Raw genomic sequence first — 19,803 nt, forward strand, 5'->3', positions numbered from 1 at the left:
CATGGATTCTGCCTCAAAATTACATTGCAAGTGCTGTTATAGTCCATAAGCCTAAAAAAGGGAGGGATTGAAATGGGAGTGTTATCATTTCTAAAACAATATATCACCAGGCCAAGAACGGTAGGAGCCCTGCTTCCAAGCTCGAAATATCTTGCAAGCAAGATGGTTGACGATATCGATTTTAACCAAGCAAGCTTCATTGTGGAGTATGGTCCGGGTACGGGGGTATTTACTGAAGAAATCTTAAGAAATAGGAAAGAAACCACCATAGTATTGCTTTTCGAAAGTAACAAAGCATTTTGTAACCTTTTAAAAGAGAAATTTGAACATGAACTTAACCTTCATATTATTAATGATTCTGCAGAGCATATAGAGAAATATATGATTAAGTATGAGATTCCATGGGTGGATTATTTTGTTTCAGGACTTCCATTTGCAAGTTTACCGCATAGTATATCCTCAAACATTCTACGGCTGACACAAACGCATTTGAGACAGGGGGGCAAGTTTATTACTTTTCAGTACACTTTATTAAAGAAAGATTTAATTGGAAATTATTTCGGTAAAATCAATATTAAAAGAGAATTAAGGAATATACCTCCTGCCTATGTATTTTGCTGTAGCCAATAGACGTATAGCAGAAAGACGCAGCGGGCAGCACATAGAGAGCAAGATCCAGGAGGTTGCCGAGCCAGACAAGATTATGGAATAAGTGGCGTTCCTGAATGAGCCGATCAATGGTACGGCGCTTGCAGATCTCGAAATATTCAAGCAAAAATTGAATATTTTGAGATGTTTTTTTTGAAGGCGTTTTTTTGGATTGACAAAATATCCCTATTGTCTTATGATGAGATTGGAAATGAAAGCGCATACTTAACTATATTTACATTACATCTACTTATTTTCCACTCGCACCTCTATCAAACGATAAGGAGAGTGATGCTATCGGTAGATATCTCCGGAGATCGGGCGTATTTGCCCGTAGGAGGAGGCTTGGAGTCCTGATGGAATATAAAAAAAACAATGAAGGGAGCAGTGAAACGAGATGAAAAGAAAGTTTTTTCCTAAAATGAAGCCCTTTCTCGCGGGCTGTCTGATTGCGGCATTAGCCGTTCCGTTGTCTTTGCCGGCCGGGACAGGGGAGGCGTCCCCAGCTCACGTGGACAATCCGTTTATCGGCGCTACGGCGTATTTGAATCCGGATTACGCAAAATCCGTCGATATGTCGATTGCCAGCGTAGGAGACGATGAACTGGCGGCCAAGATGGAGACGGTCAAGTCGTATCCGACGGCAGTTTGGCTGGACCGGATTGCGGCGATTCATGGCGGCGAAGCCGCCGGCGGGCGCCTTAGTCTGGAAGAGCATTTGGACAATGCGCTGGCGCAACAGCAGGGCGACACGCCGATCACGGCCAGCTTCGTTATCTACAATTTGCCTGGTCGCGACTGTCATGCCTTGGCTTCAAACGGCGAACTGCCGCTTACGCAGGCAGCGCTGCAAAGATACAAAACGGAATATATCGATGTGATCGCAAATCTTTTCGCTGACCCGAAATACGAAGATATTCGCATTATTGCAGTGATCGAACCGGATTCGCTGCCGAACCTGGTGACGAACCTGAACGACCCGGCCTGTGCGGCGGCGAACTCGACCAATATCTACCGGGATGCGGTCCGCTATACGCTGGATCAACTGGCTGATATCCCGAACGTCTACAAATATTTGGACATCGGCCACTCCGGTTGGCTAGGATGGGATTCCAACCTCCAGCCGTCGATTAATCTGTATACATCTGTAGTTCAAGGAACGGAGGCGGGGTTGGACAGCGTTGACGGCTTCATTACCAATACGGCCAATACGACGCCGCTCGTTGAACCGAATTTGCCGGATCCGAATCTGACGATCAACGGCCAGCCGATTCGTTCGGCGAAGTTCTATGAATGGAACCCGTATTTCGATGAGGCCGACTTTACGACGGCGCTCTACTCTGGCTTTGTGGCCAAAGGTTGGCCGTCCGACATCGGCTTCCTGATCGACACTTCGCGCAACGGATGGGGCGGGCCCGATCGGCCGACCGGCGCGTCCGGTTCGGATATCAATACCTATGTGAACTCCGGCCGTGTAGACAAGCGTCTGCATCGCGGCAACTGGTGCAACGCTGCGGGCGCGGGGATGGGTGTGCGGCCTGAGGCGGATCCGCAGGGTTATCCGCGTGTCGATGCGTTCGTCTGGGTGAAGCCACCCGGAGAATCGGACGGCTCAAGCACGCAAATTCCGAATAACGAAGGCAAAGGCTTCGACCGGATGTGCGATCCGACCTACACAACGTCCAACGGCACGTTGACAGGAGCTTTACCGAATGCCCCGATTTCAGGTCACTGGTTCCACGATCAGTTTGTCGAGCTCGTGAATAACGCCTATCCGGCCATTCCGCTAACCGATAACGGCGGCGAGAATACGCCTCCGGCCGCTCCGGCGCGGGTGACCGCAACGGCGGGCGACCAGCAAGTGAAGCTGGACTGGAACGCGGTCCGCGGTGCGGAGAACTATATCGTCAAACGCGCGGCAAGTGAGTCCGGCCCGTTTGTGCCTATTGCCGAGACGGGGATTGCGACGACCTTTACGGATACGAACGTCATGAACGGTACGGCTTATTTTTACGTGATCAGCGCCGTCAACGCAGTCGGGACAGGCCCGGATTCGGCCGTGGCCACCGCGACTCCCGCCGTCAAGCCGGCTCCGGCTGCGCCTGCGGGCCTCGCGGCGGAGTCCGGGGACGCGCAGGTGAAACTGACCTGGGAGGCGGAGTCCGCCGCGGACAGCTACAACGTCAAGCGCGCGCTGAGCGAGTCCGGCCCGTTTGAGACGATCGCGGAATCCGTCGCGGGAACGTCTTATACGGATAACGCCGTAGAGAACGGCACGACGTATTACTATGTCGTCAGCGCCGTCAATTCGTCGGGCGAAAGCGCGGACTCGGGCGTCGCCAGCGCGGCTCCGCAGGAAGCGCCTAGGGGCGATCTGGCGGTGCAGTACCGCAACAGCGATTCCAGCGCAACCGACAACCAAATCCGGCCGCACTTCAATATTAAGAACAACGGCCAGGACGCCGTCCAGCTGAGCGATTTGAAGCTGCGCTACTATTTCACCGAAGACGGCAGTGAAGCGATGCAAGCCTGGGTCGACTGGGCGCAAATCGGCTCTTCTAACGTGACGGTCACGTTCACGGACAGTTATATGGAGGTCGGTTTCACGGCTGGCGCAGGCACGCTTGCTCCGGGCGGACAAACCGGAGAAATCCAGACGCGAATGGCCAAGTCGAACTGGAGCAATTTTGACGAGACCGACGATTACTCGTACGATGCGACCAAAACCTCCTTCGCCGACTGGGAAAAAGTGACGCTATACCAAGACGGAGTTCTGGTGTGGGGGATCGAGCCTTAACCCGACAGTCGAGTCATAAACAAAACCCGCCAACCTATTATGGGTCGGCGGGTTTATTTGCATTGCCAGGGCAGTATAGAATAGTATCAGGGTTTAGCAGAAAGGCGCAGCGGGTAGACTAGATAGTTCGGTAACCGACAATATGGAAAAAACTCATCAGAAAGGGAAGGTAGAGAGATGTATAAGCTGGTTTTGATTAGACATGGAGAAAGTGAGTGGAACAAAGCGAATTTATTTACAGGTTGGATGGATGCAGACTTGTCGGATAAAGGTATTCAAGAGGCTTTGCACGCCGGCAGACTACTCAGGGAAGAACAGTTCGTATTTGATGTAGCCTACACCTCATATTTGAAGCGAGCGATTAAAACACTGGATTATGTGCTTGAAGAAATGGATTTGCTGTGGATCCCTGTATATAAGACTTGGCGGCTAAATGAACGTCATTATGGTGCGCTTCAAGGTTTAAGTAAAACTACCACCGCTGAGAAATATGGAGAAGAGCAGGTTAAATTATGGCGCAGAAGCTATGATGTGCTGCCCCCGGCCTTGACAAAGGACGATGACCGTAATCCAAGATACGACGTTAAATATCGCGACATTGATGATGCATTTATCCCGTTAACGGAAAGCCTCAAGGAAACGGTTGTTCGGGTCAGGGATTATTGGGATAAGGAAATTTCGCCACAGATCAAAGCAGGTAAAAAAGTAATTATCGCTGCACATGGCAATAGTTTGCGGGCATTAATCAAGTTTTTGGACAATCTCAGTTCGGAAGAGATTATTGATGTGAATGTGCCAACGGGTACTCCGCTAGTATATACGTTAGATGACCAGTTACATCCGATAGCGAAATATTACCTTGGAAGCGAGCAGCACATAGAGAGCAAGATTCAGGAGGTTGCCAAGCCAGACAAGATTATGGAATAAGTGGTGTTAAGAAGATGGGGTGCTAGAAAACGTTGTGAGGTTATCATATGCCAAGAACGATATTGATTGTAGAAGATGAACATATTTTACGGGAAATTATGAAGGATTATCTGCTCGAAGAGGGTTATAGCGTGCTTGAAGCTCCAGATGGGAAACAAGCACTCTTGTTATTTCAAGAACATGAGGTGGACTTGATCATACTGGACATCATGCTGCCTGAGCTGGATGGCTGGTCTGTGTGCAAGCGGGTCCGCAAAACATCGAATGTCCCGATCATTATGCTGACGGCCCGTTCGGACGAAGATGATACGCTGCTTGGCTTTGAGCTTGGCGCTGACGATTACGTTGCCAAACCGTACAGTCCACCCATACTGCTCGCAAGAGTGAGGCGGCTTTTGCAGCGCCAGCATGTTCGCGAAGAAGAGAATGCTACGCTGACCAGCAGCGGCATTTCGATTCATTTTCCGTCCCGAACCGTTTTGATAGATGGGACAAATTGCAGCTTAACGCACACGGAATTCGAAATTTTAGCCTGCCTGATGAAAAACAAAGGCACCATCATCACCCGCGAACAGTTGATTACAAAAATTTGGGGATATGATTTTGTCGGCGATGATCGCACGGTCAACAGCCATATCCGCAACCTGCGTTCCAAGCTCGGGGATCATGCCAGGCATATCGTTACGGTAGTGCGTTCGGGATACAAATTTGAGGATCAGCCATGAAAAGGGGCATCGTACTCAAGCTGTTTTTGTTAACGTCCGGGTTATGCCTGTTCCTGATCGCAGTTATTTTTGTCGGACAAACCGTGTTTTTTGAGCGATTTTATGTCCATCAGAAGGTGAAGGACGTAAAAACGGCACTCGGGGTATACGAACAGGGGTTGCTGCAACGGGCGGTCAATGGAGAGCAGGCGGGCACGCTGGAACAGGATTTTTATGAACGTTATAACACCTGGGTCGCACCGCTTGACGCAATGGGGTATTTGAAATACACCGATGATTTTTTCATGGAAATTAAGCTGGACCAGGTTGACGGAGATTCTGCATTTTCCGGCCGCACGATCAAGGTTCCGCTGTACAGCTTCATGAATGTGGAAGATTTTTATAGCGACAATCCGTTTAAGGCTCCATGGATTAATAAAGGGGAACCCATCGCTATGGAAGGCCTGCTGATGAATGATGAGTTGGTCATTCAGCGGATGGGGAGAAGCGTATCCAATCTGCGGGAGGAAAACCATCTCGAAAATCGGCAGCTGGTGAACAAAGAATACGAAGTCGTCACCAGATATGCAAGTCCAGGCGAGTACCACGAAAAGTATCCCAGCATTCTGGTAAAAGGCACGATTACGAAGCTGCGGATACCGGAAGGAGCGGCGGTTTCGCGTTATACGAACCAACTGCTGCTGGAACGGGTTCAAGCTTTCCAAGCGGACCTGCTGTATGGAGATTATCCGCAGGCGGACATGGGCCGGGTCATTGATTACGAAGAAAACCACGTGGATTATAAAATATTTATTGATCCGGTTCAGGATACAGGCGGCGGAAAACCCGGATACTTATTTGCGGTCACATCGCTGCAGCCGGTGAATGAAGCTGCGGGGATGATTCAACAATATTATGTATACATCATTGCCGCCGCGGTGCTGCTCGTCTTGCTGGTCTCGTTTTATTACTCCCGTCAAATCACGAGGCCGCTATTACGTATCAATCGAACGGCACAGCAGATGGCGGCGCTCGATTTTTCTGAAAAAATTCCCGTCACAACCCACGATGAGATCGGTGACTTGTCACGCAGCATTAACGAACTCTCCGAACGGCTGCATGCCTATATCGTCAGGCTGGAGCAGGATATTGAGAAGGAAAAACAGCTTGAGCATACGAGGAAGGAGTTTATTTCCGGTGTGTCGCATGAACTTAAGACCCCGTTAAGCGTCATTCAAAGCTGTCTTTCCGTGCTGAAGGACGGGGTAGCAAGCCATAAGCGGGAGCACTATTTTGCGGCGATGGAGGATGAAGTGAACCGGATGAATCTGCTCATCGGGGATATGCTGGAGCTGGCGAAGTATGAATCGGGAACGTACAAAATGGAGATAGATGCATTTTATATCGACATTCTCATTGAGCGCATTTGTGCCAAATTAGCTGCGGACATGGGAAAAAAACAGCTGCGTCTGCACGCTTCGCTTCAACCTGTCGAGGTGGTCGGCAATGAGCTGCGGATTGAGCAGGTCCTTGTCAATTTTCTTACGAACGCAATTCTTTATACGCCGGAGCAAGAGTACATTTTCATAAACACCATGGAAGAGCATGATCGGGTGAAAATATGTATTGAAAATAAAGGAGCCCGTATTCCGGAACAGCAGCTGGAGAAAATCTGGGATCGTTTCTATCGCGGCGAACCTTCCCGCCAGCGGTCGACCGGAGGAACGGGACTCGGCCTTGCCATTTCCAAAAAAATATTGGAGCTGCAAGGCGTTCCTTATGGAGTGATGAACACCCGGGACGGAGTCCTGTTTTATTTTTATTTGTATAAAAAGGCGTAGGATGACGAGCATTTTGGAAAAAGGAGCTGTCTCTGAGGACCATTCGGTCCTTGGACGAACAGCTCTTTTTTGTTTATATGACAACTCTCCCAATCTATAAACCATTTTGATTGAATCTGCACTTTATCTTGATCTCACGCGGTTACACTCTTTTTCGAAAGGAAGGTAGATGACATGAACAAAAAAATCGTTTTGCCATTACTAATGGGAAGCATCACGCTGGCACTGGCGGCATGCGGAAAGCAAACGCCTGACGTGACCGCACAACAGCCGACGCTTCAAGCGCAGGAACAGGGAGACACGGGTGCTGCAGCACCGGAGCCGACCGCCAAATCGTATCAACAGATCTTTCAAGATAGCGTATTTTTCGGGGATTCCATTACGGAGGGGCTGTCCTTCCATGATGTGCTGGACGAGAAAAATGTGCTCGCTGGCGCGGGGAAAACAGCACAATTTGCGTTTGATGACATCGACGAGCTCACCAAGCGTAATCCGAAGCAGATTTTTATCCAATTGGGCTCAGATGATATTTTATGGCCGACAGATGATCCGACGACCTATTCCATGAACAACTACGCTAAGCTAATTGATTCGATCAAGGTGAAACTGCCGCAAGCCCGGATCACACTGTTAACGGTTACCCCGGTAAGTGCTGAAGCGCTGAAGAAGGAACCCCGCTACAAAAATATCGGGGATTACAATCAGGCTGTAAAAGAGCTGGCAGACAAGGAGCAGGTCGAATTTACCGATTTGTCTCCGCTCTTTGCAAACGGCGCTGATTTTTACGATGCGGACGGCATTCATTTTAAACCGGAATTTTATGTGCAGCTGCTGGAGCTGCTGAAGGGGCAAGTGAAATAACATGCGAGCGGGTCTGTTTCTTTGGAGGTGATGAGGGTTGGTTTTTAGCAGTCTTGTCTTTTTGTTTCTTTTCCTGCCCTTCACTCTTCTGCTTTATTATGTCTCGCCAAGGAAGCTGCGAAATGCTGTTTTGCTCATCACAAGCTTGATTTTTTACGCATGGGGCGAGCCGGTATACATTGTGATTATGGTATTCTCGACGGTGTTTGACTACTTCAACGGGCTTATGATCGATAAATACAGGCACCGCAAGCCAATCGCCAGCATGTTTTTTTTCGGTTCGATGGCTGGCAGCTTGGGGATTCTCGGTTTTTTTAAATATGGCGGGTTTGTCATCGACAATATCAACCATATATTTCATTTGCAGATTCAAATGGCCGATTTGCCTCTGCCGGTGGGTATTTCCTTTTATACCTTCCAAACGATGTCTTATGTCGTGGATGTATATCTGGGCAAGGTGCAGGCACAGCGAAATATCATTGCGTTTGGGACGTATGTGGCGATGTTTCCCCAGCTTGTGGCAGGTCCTATTGTGAAATACGGCGATATCGCGGCACAGCTTGCTTCCCGCAGAGTGACGCTGGATCGTTTTGGCGAAGGGGCAGAGCTGTTTATCAGGGGCCTTGCGAAAAAGGTGCTGCTTGCCAACAATATCGGATTGCTGTGGACAAGCGTCAAAGCGGAGCCGACCGCTGAACTCTCCATCCTGTCCGCCTGGCTTGGCATTATCGCATTTACCCTGCAAATTTATTTCGATTTCAGCGGCTATTCCGATATGGCCCGTGGTCTTGGCAAAATGTTCGGCTTTGATTTCATGCAAAACTTCCGTTACCCGTATATTTCGAGGAGTGTGACGGAGTTTTGGCGCAGATGGCATATCTCACTCGGCGCCTGGTTCCGCGAGTATGTATATATCCCGCTTGGCGGCAACCGGCATGGGATGATGAAGCAGCTTCGCAACGTATTGGCCGTATGGTTTTTGACCGGATTATGGCATGGCGCAAGCTGGAATTTTATCGTCTGGGGATTGTATTTCGGCTTTTTCGTGATGATCGAAAAGCTGTTTCTGTTGCGGTGGCTTGGGCGTTTGCCTGTTTTTGCCAGCCATGTTTACACGCTGCTGATTGTGATCATCGGCTGGGTGTTGTTTGAAATGGAGCAATTGGCTTCCGCCTGGCGTTTCACCGGCGTGATGTTTGGCTTTGGCGGACATGGATTTGCGGATCGGCAGGCGTTGTACGATCTGTCAGCGAATGCCGTATTGCTGATCGTATTGGCTCTCTGTGCCACTCCGCTTCCCGGGAAGGTTCTGACGTACATGAAGCAAAGGTGGAGGACTGCCGGTGTAATAGTCGTTCCGTTTATGTATGTTCTGTTCATGGTGCTGTCAACGGCGTACCTGGTGGATGCAACCTATAATCCGTTTCTATACTTTCGATTCTAAGGAGGGGGACGATGGACGGGAACGACAAATTCAACGGAAAATGTCTGGCTTTATTGCTGCTGTTGTTTACGGGCATGATTGCCGTGCTTAATCTGGTTGTGCCGGATCGCGCCTTTTCGGAAGCGGAGAACCGGGTGCTGAAGCAGATGCCGCAGTTTTCTATGACAGCATTGCTGTCAGGTGCCTTTACTTCCGATTTTGAGACCTACGTATCCGACCAGTTTGCCCTTCGTGACCTGTGGGTTGGGGCGAAAACCGATATGGACCGTTTGCTGGGGAAAAAGGAGAGTAACGGGGTTTACCTTGGAAAAGACGGGTATTTGATTCAGAAGTTTGTCCCTCCCGTGGAAGGGGATTTGCAGGCGAAGATGGAGGCCATCCAAGCATTTGACGATGCCACATCCGGCCTGCGCAAATATATGATGATCGTGCCCACGGCGGCGGCTGTGCTTCAGGACAAGCTTCCGAAATACGCCGAAACCGGTGCTGAAGAAGGTTATCTGGATAAAATCAGGCGATTGCTGTCTCCTGATATTCATTTTGTTGATGTATTTCCCGCGTTGTATGCGAAGAGGGAGCATGTTTTTTATAAAACCGACCACCACTGGACGACTCAAGGCGCTTATACCGCTTACCTTGAGCTGTGCAAGCAAATGGGATTGAACCCGCAAAAGGAGGAGGACTTTATTGTTCGGCAGGCAACCGGTGAATTTTACGGATCGCTTTATTCGAAGAGCGGTTTCAGGCATGTGCAGCCTGACAGCATCGAGCTGTATCGGCCAAAGGATCAGGGGAAATATACCGTAACGTTTGTCGACGAAGGCAAGGCCTCGAATTCGTTGTATGCGCCGGAGCAACTGGAGAAGAAGGATAAATACGCGGTATTTCTGAACGGCAACCATGGGCTGATTCGAATCGAAACGGCCCAAACGAACGAAAAAAAGCTGCTGGTGGTCAAAGATTCGTACGCGAACAGCTTCATTCCCTTTCTGCTGAAGCATTTCAGCGAAATCGACGTGGTGGATCTTCGTTATTACGAGCAGGATCTGGCGGAGTTTGTAAATCGACAGGGGATTCAGGAGATGCTGCTGCTTTACAATGTGAACACATTTTCGGAAGACCCGTCCATCCAATATTTATCGGAGTGATGTTAAATGAAAAAACAATGGACAACAAGTAGGAGGGGCATTCTCACTATTTTTCTTGTTATAGCTGTTACGATCGGCGTTCTGTCCGGATGTGTGGGCAAGGGCAGCGAGGCGACGGAAAAGCTTTCGGCCGCTGAAGTGGGCAAGAGCATCGAACAGACGGTGGACCTAAAAGAGATGAAGAAGGGGGATCATGCAAAGCTGCAGAAATTGTATAAGCTTGATGCGGATATCGTGGAAGACTTTATTCTTTACACATCGGTATCGAATGTGAAAGCGGACGAATGGGCCGTGATCAAAGTAAAGGAACAGACTCAAGCGGAAATCGTCAAAGAGAAGATCGAGGAGCGAATTGCCGCGCAGAAAATAAAATTTGCGGATTATCGTCCAGACGAATATTTTTTGGTCGAAAATCATGTGTTAAAGACGGAGGGACGATTAGTCTTCTTTGCGGTCTCTAAGGAGGCAAATCAAATGGAGCGTGCATTTGACGATGCATTTAAACCCATCCGATAAAATTCCAAAATATTGATAACAAAAACGATTTCAGGTAATATCATTGTAATCAATGATATTAGAGGAGACACCTGACATGCTGGAATTAAGCTTCGATGATCCAGATAAACTTGTAACTGTTGCTCATGCCTTGTCTACCCGTGCTCGTGTCGATATGCTACAGCTCCTCAGCACAAGGAATATGAATATTGTGGAAATTGCAGAAACGCTAAAACTCCCGGTGTCGACGGTAGCCAATAATGTGAAAATACTGGAGGCAGCCAAACTGATCAACACGGAGCTCCTCCCGGCTTCCCGGGGGGCGATGAAGGTGTGCAGCCGTAATTATGACGACATTCGTATTGCCTTCAATATAGAGAAGACGGTGCCAAGAGCGGTCTTGAATACGTATGAGATGGAAATGCCGATCGGTCATTATAGTGACTGTGAGGTTCATCCCACCTGTGGGATGGCAAACGCCGACGGCATGATCGTCCGTGAGGACGAGCCGGCCAGCTTTTATCATCCGAAGCATGTTGGAGCACAGATCATTTGGCTGCGGAAAGGGTATTTGGAATATTTGCTGCCACTTGAGGTACCGCCCAAGGCCCGTATCGATGCTGTGGAGCTGTCTATGGAAATGTGCTCCGAGGCGCCGAACTATGACAATAACTGGCCATCTGATATTACGGTTTGGATGAATGGTGTTGAGATTGGCACATGGACAAGTCCCGGAGATTTTGGCGACCGGCGCGGCAGGCTGAATCCGTCCTGGTGGGCGGATTGGTCAACACAATACGGGCTGCTGAAGACGTGGCGTATCGACAGGAAATGGGCAACGCTCGACATGGAGAGAATTTCTGATGTTACGATAGGCGACTTGAAGCTTATGCAGCGTCCCAATATCAGACTCCGGGTCGGTGTAAAGCCCGATGCGGTTCACCAAGGGGGCATGAACCTGTTCGGCAGACAATTCGGCGATTATGAACAGGATATTGTCCTTAAAGTTTATTATGCCGCAGATCAAATTGAATCAGAAAATGAATCGGGAGGCTCTTGATTACATAATTATTGTAATCAAGAGCCTTTTTTGCATACGTATTAATTACAAAACTTTCCCACCTTCACGGATGCAGGGACGGATGCCAGAGGGATTCGTCCCGGTACGTTCGGCTCGGAATACGGACAATGCCCGCACATGGACCGTTCTTGGCACAATCAGCGATCCGGGCAGCGATCTTGACAACGGTCAAATGATTCAATTGCCCAATGGGGATATTCTTCTGGCAGCCCGCTCGGTGCGTTGGGCAGAGTCCTTTTATCTTCCCGTATACAAAAGTACGAATGGCGGTGCGACATGGACTTATCTAAGCAATATCGACAGCAATGCCGGAGGGCCCGGAACGCTTGGGGCGAGAGGAGTCTATGAGCCTCATTTAGGATATTTGGCGGATGGGCGTTTGGCGGTGACCAGCAACAACAGCAAGCTATCGTTCAGCAATGATTATGGTGCGACCTGGTATGAGAATGATCAAGTGTTATGGCCGGGTGGCTTTCCGGATTTCAATCCATGTCATTCTCGACGTAGCTTTTCAGCAGATCCAGCTTTTCATCCCAATACGCTTCAAAGAAGGAGAGCCATTCCCTGACTTCGGCGAGAGGCTCTGGCTTCAGTTTATAGCGAGTCTCCCTGCCAATTCTCTCACGGCTGACCAGACCTGCATCGGACAAAATGTGCAAATGCTTGTTAATAGCCGTCCGTGACAGCGGAAAGCATTTCGATATAGCTACAATGGGCATGTCCTGATTTGCAAGCAGCTTTAACACTTTGCGGCGGGTGGGATCAGCGATGGCCTGAAAAACATCATGCTTTAATGCAGGTGCGCCCAAGTTTAGACCTCAACATATTGAACGAGTTTGTTCTTGACAATATCTTCCCAACCGCCGTCCATAATCCCGCGCACAACCGAATGAGGTTGTCCAAACTCGGTAACCTGGGCTTCATTCCAGCCCGAATGGATTAGCGTGAATCCTGTTTTTCCATTGTCCAGCTCGGACAGTTCAAAAGTGAGCTGCCAGTCCTTTCCCCATTTGAATGCAACACGGTGGGGCGGATCAATTTCGGTGACTTTGCAGGGGGAATCGCCAAATGGGCCGGCATACAGGATGAAATCATGTCCTTCTACCGGTTCAAACGTATTGGGCATCCACCATGCGGCTATTCCCTCCGATGTAGCAACGGCTTTCCACACCTTTTCAATGGAAGCATTCAGAATGACGGTTTTACGAATTTCCGGCAACGCTCCTTGAGTTGACATGACAGGCCTCCTCGATTCATAACACCTTTTGGTTCTGTTTATAGTAACACCTATAGGTGTTATATTTCAAGAGCAGGCCATTTTTTCTACACAGGAAATCATTGGGTCCTATGCTTTTTATGCTAAATAATTTACAGATTGAAGTTGATATAGGAAGAAGAGGACATTATTGGCGGCTCCATAGCGGACATGCACAAAGATTTCAAAATGCTGAAGGATGGCATGAAAGCAAAAGAGCATTATCCTGCCGAAGTTTTTGGAATCACTGCAGACCCGGGTGGGAGAAGCAGGAGCCGGCTTCGGAGTTGTACAGCTGAACGAGACCAACCAGGGCTTGCGCAGTTTAGTGCAAAAAATGACGAACCATGATGAATCCTAAAGAATAGGCTCATCGTCTGTACTCATACATATTTGTGCCTGCTTCCTCACACAATGAAAGCACAGCCAAGAGGAGGGTAAGGTCATGGGAAAAATGAGTTCAGGGTTCAAAAACCTTTGTATAGTCCTTGGGGTAAGCTGTTTTTTCGGGCTGGCTATGGACGCTGTTTTCCCCGTAAAAGGTCTGATGTCGGCGGCTGGCCCTTTGAATCCCCCTGTTTCTGATCTGGCGCCTGCCAGTCAACAGGAAGGAAATACTGAACATTATGCGGAGCGGACTCGAAAGCTGGCGGCAGTTATTGTGGACGATTTCGGCAACGGAATGAAGGGCACTAAGGAGATGCTGGATCTGCCAGCACATATTACAGTTGCAGTCATGCCTTTTATGCCCACCACGAAGCAGGATGCCGAGGAAGCCAACCGAAAAGGACATGACGTGCTTGTTCATCTGCCTATGGAGCCTAACAAGGGTAAGAAGGAATGGTTGGGACCCGGTGCCATTATGTCCGATATGACGGATGAAGAGGTGCGCACCAGGGTAGAGGCGGCCATCGATGATGTACCGCACGCGGTCGGCATTAACAACCATATGGGCTCCAAAATTACGGCGGACCGCCGGATTATGTCCGTCATCCTGGACGTGTGCAAAGAAAGAGGGATGTTCTTTGTGGACAGCCGTACCAGCCATAAGTCGGTGGTGGATGAGCTTGCAACGGAAAAAGGGCTGCCTCCGGTTCATAACGATATCTTCCTGGATGATGTGTACACGCTGACACATGTATCCAGGAAGATGAACACCGTCTCCAATTGGCTGGACTCCCATGATACCTGTGTCATGATCGGCCATGTCGGGATGCCCGGATTGTATACCTCCTCCGTGCTGCGCCAGTCCATCCCCGAGCTTCAGCAAAAAACGGAGCTGGTCGGTATCAGGCGGCTGGTAAGCACGGTCTGGGGATGGACACCCCAGCCTACCATGCCGTTAAGTGCGCCATAATTCCGTCGGCGATGGCGGATGCAATCCGTTTTTGGGCCGCAGGATCACATAACAGCTTCCGGTCACGCTCATTGCTGATAAACCCGGTCTCCACAATGACGGCAGGCTGGTTGATCTGGTTGAGCAGATAAAACGGCTTGCCGTACATGGGCAGGCGGGAGGAATGGTAAAAGCTGTTCAGATATTGCTGGATCGAATCAGCCAGCAGAAAGCTTTCGGCAACGTTTTGGTATAAAACAACAGGACCGTTTTTGCCACTGTGCCTGCTCCAGTTGACATGAAGGCTGACAAGCAGCGTAGTCGGAAGCTCATCGGTCAGACTTTTACGCTGCGCCAGATCCCTGCGGTGTCTTGAAGATTTTAGCCAACGGTTCTCCTCACTGAGGGCGTAATCCCCGTTCCGGTTCAGAATGGCGGCATAACCGCTGCTGCGGAGGAAGAGATATAATTTTTGGGCGATTTTCAGGTTAATATCCTTTTCAAGAACTTCCTTGTGACTTGTGCCCCCGTCAATTCCTCCGTGACCGGCATCAATAATGACGACCGGTCTGCTGAAAAATAGATTGGGAAGCTGTTCGGTGCTCTCGTTGGGCGGAGAGGCGGCCGCGGCAGAACACGGCTCTCCGGCGGACAGCATGGTCAAGATGGTCAATAGCATCGCAAACATTTTTTTAAAAGGAATTCGAAGCTGCATCTTCATTTCCCCCCGGGAACAATTATGGTCTGACAGTAGCATGTGTAATTTCTGGAAATCCATACATGCACCTGCAAACCTGTTTAGTTTAACGGGGAAATGCGCATGCTGAGTAAAGAGGGGGAAAAACGGCTGCCCCGCAAGGGTGGCAGGGAGGCGGATAAGATGGCTAAAGGTGATGAGCTTGTCCGGTATATTACGGAGCAGGTTGTAAAATATATAGAGCTGCCCCGTGATGTCCGGCGTGCCCGCAGAATGGAGAGAGAATCGTGGCGAACAAGATGGTTCGGCATGCTTCCCTTCTCATTCTCCATGTGGCTTAAATCTTCGCGAAGCGAAGACAGGAAGCAGAAGGCAGGCAGATAATGCCCATCGACAAGCCCGCTCCGGATATGGAACGGGCTTGCTGGTTTTCACTCAATCATTCTTGTCCTGCACTGTATAAAATGCGCCTGCAGCCGCAAGGCGGCTGAACGGCAGGTACCGGGCAGTTTGGCCGATGTAATCTGTCCGTATATAGAGACTTCCGGGTGCAGCAAGATCTCCGGAGTTCCATTGTTGATATCCGTTTACTGTAAAAGGAGAATTAAATACATAATTAAGCCCTTGAGCGCTGTAAATCATCTTCATTTTGGGTGATGCCTGCAGTGCTTGTTCGAATTCGCGGATGCTGCCGAGGGAAAGCGGTTTTTGCTTTAACCATGATAAGTCCGCATAGGGACTGTTGTCCCCATGGGTGGAATCGGTAACGGGCCGTGCGGCATCCGTAAGCGGAGAGGCTGTACCGGCAGAACTGGTTGCCTGTTCGAGTTTGCTTCTCCAGCCCGCTTCTCCCAGAGGCAGGTCTTGTCCCGTAAAAGCGTCTATATATATAAGATGCTCCGCTGCAGGGGATTGAACTGTCCAATAGGCAAACGCGGGCTCCTCATATACGGGTGTTACCCGGATATGGTCCACGGTGGTCCGGGCAGCCGCAGCAAGAGACTGAAGGACAGGCTGCAATATATTCAGGCTGAAGGGAGGAAGGCTGCCGGCTCCGTATTCATTTAACCGGAAAGACCCATCCTTGTTCTGGCCTATGATCATATAGCCTTCCGGCTCTCCTGCCCCCCGCACCAATACGAGCCAGGCATGCGTCCCCGGACCGAGCGGACTGTAGGTTAAATCCGCGTTCTCCCAGCCTTTGAACTGCGGTTGTCCGGCCAGCGAGGCACGGGCTGCTTCGGCAGCGAGCTTGACGGCCTTTGGAGCAGTGCTGGCGGTTGCGGCTTGACCCAAGAGGCTGCCCGGAGTGCTCTTGTTGTCTACGTCGGGCCGGCTTTGGCTGATCTGGGTATCAGACAGCTCTGCCGCTGAATCGGAGGAGACAAGAGCTTGTCCATCGGTTTCCGCACGGACGGGCAGGGAGCATAGCCCCGCTGCCGTAAAAGCGATGATGGCCGCAGCGACAAGTCCTGGTCCTTTGCCGGATGCGCTTCTGCGTTTCATGGATATCCACCTCTTTCATATTACATAACTGCAAAGTGTCGTATGATAAGCATAAACCGGGCACGGCGAGAAGGCTGCCGCTTGCTGTCGCTGGACAGGCCATAAAGAAAGGCGTATGCCGCTGTCGATTTAAAGGGCCGGGACGGCTTAGGACAGCAAGCAGATGGCCTGAAGCGGGCGAATCATGGCATTCGGCTGCCGGCACCGCTGAATTTTGAAAGGATATGTCCCTAGCGGAGATGAAAAAGCCCGCAGTTAATCGCAGAAATCAGCACCTTCGGTTCATACTGCCAGGCCATTTCCTGGCGGCGCGCGCTGTGCTGCTCCTGCACGCCCGTCCGTTTCTCCTCATCAGGCTCCTTCAGCAAATCTTCGTAGTACAGGTCGATCACTGCCAGCTCTTCGGACAGGCGCTCTCTCGCCAGCTCTGACCATCGGTAATCCCGCTCCCGGATCTCCTCAAGCAGATAAGCTTCCAGCTGTGCCGCCGCTGCTGCAAGCGGAAGCTTGGCCGCCGGAATATGCATATTTCCTGCAAGCTGCGGGCTGAGCTCCTTGCCAGCCAGCAGCTTGCCGAAGTCCTCCTGAATCTGTCCTGTCCGCATGGAGATACCGAGAAAGTGCATCTCCTCCCGCTTCAGGTCGCAGATAAATTCCACCTTGAAGCACACGCCAAGCCAGGTTTCATATTTAACCGGTCTGCGCGCATCAAGCTGCTTGGGACCAGCCTGCTCGAACAGGTTGACATAACGCCCTCCCTCGCGGGCCGCGGCAAAAATCTGCTGCAGCCTTCTGCTGCCAAAGCTGACTTCTTCGCGCAGAATCCGGTTCGGACCCAACTGCGGCAAAGCCGGAGCGGCCCCGAAATAGCGGGCAAGCAGCCCGTTCGAATCCGGATTGGCGGCTGCGGGAGGACTATTCTGCTGCAACTGCCCATAAGCCGCCGGATCAAAAACGAACGTATACGACATTGTTTCCGGAGGAACCCCGGTGCGCTCGACATAGCTCCAGTAATACGGCCGGTTCGTCAGCGCCTTGTCCGCCTCGGGGGACAGCTTGACGGTGACATGTGCCGGTGATTTTTCAATAACGCTGCAGCCGGTGGAGCGAAGGTAGGCCATTACATAACGCTGGATCTCGTCAGGATTCATGGACAAGTTAACGTTCTCCTTTCACAGGTCAGCTGTGGCCTTCCCGCTCTACCTCCTGTTTGATGGAATCAAGGGAACGGCCGAGGGAGTGCAGTTTGCTGCGGATTTCTTCTTCACTGCCTGACTCCAGCATAATTTTGTACAGGCTTTTTTCAATGGATTCGCGTTGCTCAAGCCGTTCGAGAATGACGTCCAGTCCACCGATGACCCGCTCGAACATATTGATTTTTTCATGCAGCAGGTTCAGGATATACTCTTCAATTGTGCCTGTCGTGGACAGGTTGTAAATGTGGACATCGTTCTGCTGGCCCAGCCTGTGCACGCGGCCGATCCGCTGCTCCACCCGCATCGGGTTCCAGGGAAGATCAAAGTTGATCATCTGGCTGCAGAACTGCAGGTTAATGCCTTCGCCCCCGGCTTCGGTCGCGATCATGACCTGCACCCGGCCGCGGAACAGGTCCATCATCCAATCCTTGCGCCCCCGGTTCATTCCCCCGCGGTAAGGGACGGCAGTAAGCCCGCGTTCCCTGAAATAATTGAGCAGGTATTCCTGGGTGGCCCGGTATTCCGTGAAAATGATAACTTTATCGTTCATTTCGCGGATCAGCTCAAGTGTCTTCTCCGCCTTGGTATTGGATTGGATCGCCTTGATCGCGGCGACAAGCTCCCAGATACGGTCGCGCAGCGGGGAATCCGGCGCCAGCTTTTTGGCGAGATTGACGAGAGTAATGAACACCGCATCTCGGCTGCTGCATACTTCCCGCTGCAGCGTCACCATGGAGAGCATGCTGCTCAGATTGCGGCCGTTTGCCTGATACTGATCTTTAACGAAGGAGGTGACTCCGTCATACAGATTCTGTTCGTCAGGCGATAGCGCCAGGTTGATGTTGGAGACATTCCTTTTTGTAAATTGCACAGGCCCTTCCCCGCGCCGGTTCCGGATCATGACCTTGGCCAATTCGTCCTTCAACTGCTCCTCGTTCTTGGGCTGACGTTTGTCAACTACGAAATTGGCTGCGAAATCTCCCTGTCTGCCTAGCTGTCCGGGTTTTAGAAGATTGATCAGATTGAAAAGCTCAGACAAGTTGTTCTGTACCGGTGTCGCCGTCAGCAGCAGGCAGTATTTTTTGCGCAGCTTGGTCATGAACTGGTAGTTGGTTGTTTTTTTATTTTTCAGCTTGTGGGCTTCGTCAATAATCAGCAAATCATAATCCGTATCCAGCAAAATATCGCAATGCGGCTCACGCTTGGCTGTATCCATGGAGGCGACGACCACATCGGAATGCCAGGAATGGGCTTTCTTTTGGGCGACGGCAGGGATGCCGAATTTGTTGTTCAGCTCCCGGACCCACTGCAGCACCAGCGAAGCCGGAACCAGAATCAGCACCTTGGTTGCGAGGCCGCGTATCATATATTCTTTGAGAATCATGCCGGCTTCGATCGTTTTGCCCAGTCCGACCTCGTCGGCGAGAATGGCGCGTCCGGACATTTCGAATAGTACCTTGCGGGCCGTATCCAGCTGGTGCGGGAGAGGGGTCAGTCCCTGCAGATGCTTAAGACACTGAAGCTCGTCGAAGCTCGGAACGATGTTCGCTTCTTCGGCTTCAATAGCGAGCTTGAACAGCTCCCAGTCCCCCCAGGGACCTCCTTTGCGCATTCTGGCGTCCAGTTCCTCCGCCCATGAGTAGTCAAAATGGACAGGGACAGGCAGCTCTTGCGCGGAAGTTGGAACAGCAGTTGAATTTGTCGATGGTCTCACAATAGGTCCTCCTTCCTGAGGCTAATGGCAGCACCTGATACTCGTAGGTATTAGTATGGACTTAAAGCAGAAAGTTCATAACATAGCCGTGAAAGAATGGCAGAGAAGCTCTATAAGATGAAGTGTTTTTTCTCCGCAAAGTTCACAATTTTG

Annotated in this window: 18 protein-coding genes; 12 read left to right on the forward strand and 6 right to left on the reverse strand. The window is 50.5% G+C overall.

Annotated elements, in window-relative coordinates; all coding sequences use genetic code 11:
* Nucleotides 1-72 precede the first annotated feature (72 nt).
* From ACE41H_RS06420 to ACE41H_RS06465, 10 genes are all read left to right on the forward strand, one after another.
* A complete protein-coding gene (locus ACE41H_RS06420) occupies nucleotides 73-630 on the forward strand; it encodes a class I SAM-dependent methyltransferase (RefSeq protein ID WP_375354128.1) in 558 nt (185 codons plus the stop codon).
* A gap of 415 nt (nucleotides 631-1,045) precedes the next feature.
* Nucleotides 1,046-3,445 (forward strand): glycoside hydrolase family 6 protein, encoded by a 2,400-nt coding sequence (locus ACE41H_RS06425; RefSeq protein WP_375354129.1) that lies wholly within the window; start codon nucleotides 1,046-1,048, stop codon nucleotides 3,443-3,445.
* Nucleotides 3,446-3,622: 177 nt separating this feature from the next.
* Nucleotides 3,623-4,372 carry a 2,3-diphosphoglycerate-dependent phosphoglycerate mutase gene (gpmA, locus tag ACE41H_RS06430; RefSeq protein ID WP_375354131.1) on the forward strand — a complete coding sequence of 250 codons (750 nt, stop codon included), beginning with the start codon at nucleotides 3,623-3,625 and terminating at the stop codon, nucleotides 4,370-4,372.
* A gap of 47 nt (nucleotides 4,373-4,419) precedes the next feature.
* Nucleotides 4,420-5,097, forward strand: coding sequence for a response regulator transcription factor (locus ACE41H_RS06435; RefSeq protein WP_375354133.1), 678 nt, complete (start codon nucleotides 4,420-4,422; stop codon nucleotides 5,095-5,097).
* A complete protein-coding gene (locus ACE41H_RS06440) occupies nucleotides 5,094-6,917 on the forward strand; it encodes a sensor histidine kinase (protein ID WP_375354135.1) in 1,824 nt (607 codons plus the stop codon). Before ACE41H_RS06435 ends, ACE41H_RS06440 begins: the two co-directional genes overlap by 4 nt.
* A 174-nt stretch (nucleotides 6,918-7,091) precedes the next feature.
* Nucleotides 7,092-7,778, forward strand: coding sequence for a GDSL-type esterase/lipase family protein (locus ACE41H_RS06445; protein WP_375354137.1), 687 nt, complete (start codon nucleotides 7,092-7,094; stop codon nucleotides 7,776-7,778).
* Between the two features lie 37 nt (nucleotides 7,779-7,815).
* Entirely contained in the window at nucleotides 7,816-9,222 is a 1,407-nt protein-coding gene (locus ACE41H_RS06450) for an MBOAT family O-acyltransferase (RefSeq protein WP_375354139.1), read from the forward strand.
* Between the two features lie 11 nt (nucleotides 9,223-9,233).
* Nucleotides 9,234-10,370: a DHHW family protein gene (locus ACE41H_RS06455; RefSeq protein ID WP_375354141.1), complete on the forward strand. Its 1,137-nt coding sequence runs from the start codon at nucleotides 9,234-9,236 to the stop codon at nucleotides 10,368-10,370.
* A gap of 6 nt (nucleotides 10,371-10,376) precedes the next feature.
* Nucleotides 10,377-10,886, forward strand: coding sequence for a DUF4358 domain-containing protein (locus ACE41H_RS06460; RefSeq protein WP_375354142.1), 510 nt, complete (start codon nucleotides 10,377-10,379; stop codon nucleotides 10,884-10,886).
* 76 nt (nucleotides 10,887-10,962) lie between these two features.
* Entirely contained in the window at nucleotides 10,963-11,925 is a 963-nt protein-coding gene (locus ACE41H_RS06465) for an ArsR/SmtB family transcription factor (protein WP_375354144.1), read from the forward strand.
* Nucleotides 11,926-12,428: 503 nt separating this feature from the next.
* Here ACE41H_RS06465 and ACE41H_RS06470 read toward each other — a convergent pair.
* Together ACE41H_RS06470 and ACE41H_RS06475 are read right to left on the reverse strand one after the other, a co-directional pair.
* Nucleotides 12,429-12,755 carry a metalloregulator ArsR/SmtB family transcription factor gene (locus tag ACE41H_RS06470; RefSeq protein ID WP_375354146.1) on the reverse strand — a complete coding sequence of 109 codons (327 nt, stop codon included), beginning with the start codon at nucleotides 12,753-12,755 and terminating at the stop codon, nucleotides 12,429-12,431.
* 2 nt (nucleotides 12,756-12,757) lie between these two features.
* Entirely contained in the window at nucleotides 12,758-13,183 is a 426-nt protein-coding gene (locus tag ACE41H_RS06475) for an SRPBCC family protein (RefSeq protein WP_375354148.1), read from the reverse strand.
* A 463-nt stretch (nucleotides 13,184-13,646) separates the two neighbouring features.
* Between ACE41H_RS06475 and ACE41H_RS06480 the strand changes: the two genes are divergently transcribed.
* Complete coding sequence (locus tag ACE41H_RS06480) at nucleotides 13,647-14,558, forward strand: divergent polysaccharide deacetylase family protein (protein WP_375354150.1); 912 nt, start codon at nucleotides 13,647-13,649, stop codon at nucleotides 14,556-14,558.
* Here the strand turns inward: ACE41H_RS06480 and ACE41H_RS06485 are convergent.
* Nucleotides 14,533-15,252, reverse strand: a complete 720-nt coding sequence (locus ACE41H_RS06485) for an N-acetylmuramoyl-L-alanine amidase (protein ID WP_375354151.1) — start codon at nucleotides 15,250-15,252, stop codon at nucleotides 14,533-14,535. The two genes, ACE41H_RS06480 and ACE41H_RS06485, sit on opposite strands and share 26 nt — an antisense overlap.
* A 105-nt stretch (nucleotides 15,253-15,357) precedes the next feature.
* Here ACE41H_RS06485 and ACE41H_RS06490 point away from each other — a divergent pair, with 105 nt between their 5' ends.
* Entirely contained in the window at nucleotides 15,358-15,618 is a 261-nt protein-coding gene (locus ACE41H_RS06490; RefSeq protein ID WP_375354153.1) for a YqzE family protein, read from the forward strand.
* Between the two features lie 51 nt (nucleotides 15,619-15,669).
* Here ACE41H_RS06490 and ACE41H_RS06495 read toward each other — a convergent pair whose 3' ends face one another.
* From ACE41H_RS06495 to ACE41H_RS06505, 3 genes are all read right to left on the reverse strand, one after another.
* Complete coding sequence (locus tag ACE41H_RS06495) at nucleotides 15,670-16,740, reverse strand: hypothetical protein (protein ID WP_375354154.1); 1,071 nt, start codon at nucleotides 16,738-16,740, stop codon at nucleotides 15,670-15,672.
* A gap of 230 nt (nucleotides 16,741-16,970) precedes the next feature.
* Nucleotides 16,971-17,897 carry a YqhG family protein gene (locus tag ACE41H_RS06500; RefSeq protein WP_375354156.1) on the reverse strand — a complete coding sequence of 309 codons (927 nt, stop codon included), beginning with the start codon at nucleotides 17,895-17,897 and terminating at the stop codon, nucleotides 16,971-16,973.
* Nucleotides 17,898-17,919: 22 nt separating this feature from the next.
* Complete coding sequence (locus ACE41H_RS06505) at nucleotides 17,920-19,650, reverse strand: DEAD/DEAH box helicase (RefSeq protein ID WP_375354157.1); 1,731 nt, start codon at nucleotides 19,648-19,650, stop codon at nucleotides 17,920-17,922.
* Between the last annotated feature and the right edge of the window lie 153 nt (nucleotides 19,651-19,803).

The organism is Paenibacillus enshidis (assembly GCF_042136365.1).
GTDB lineage: Bacteria > Bacillota > Bacilli > Paenibacillales > Paenibacillaceae > Paenibacillus > Paenibacillus enshidis.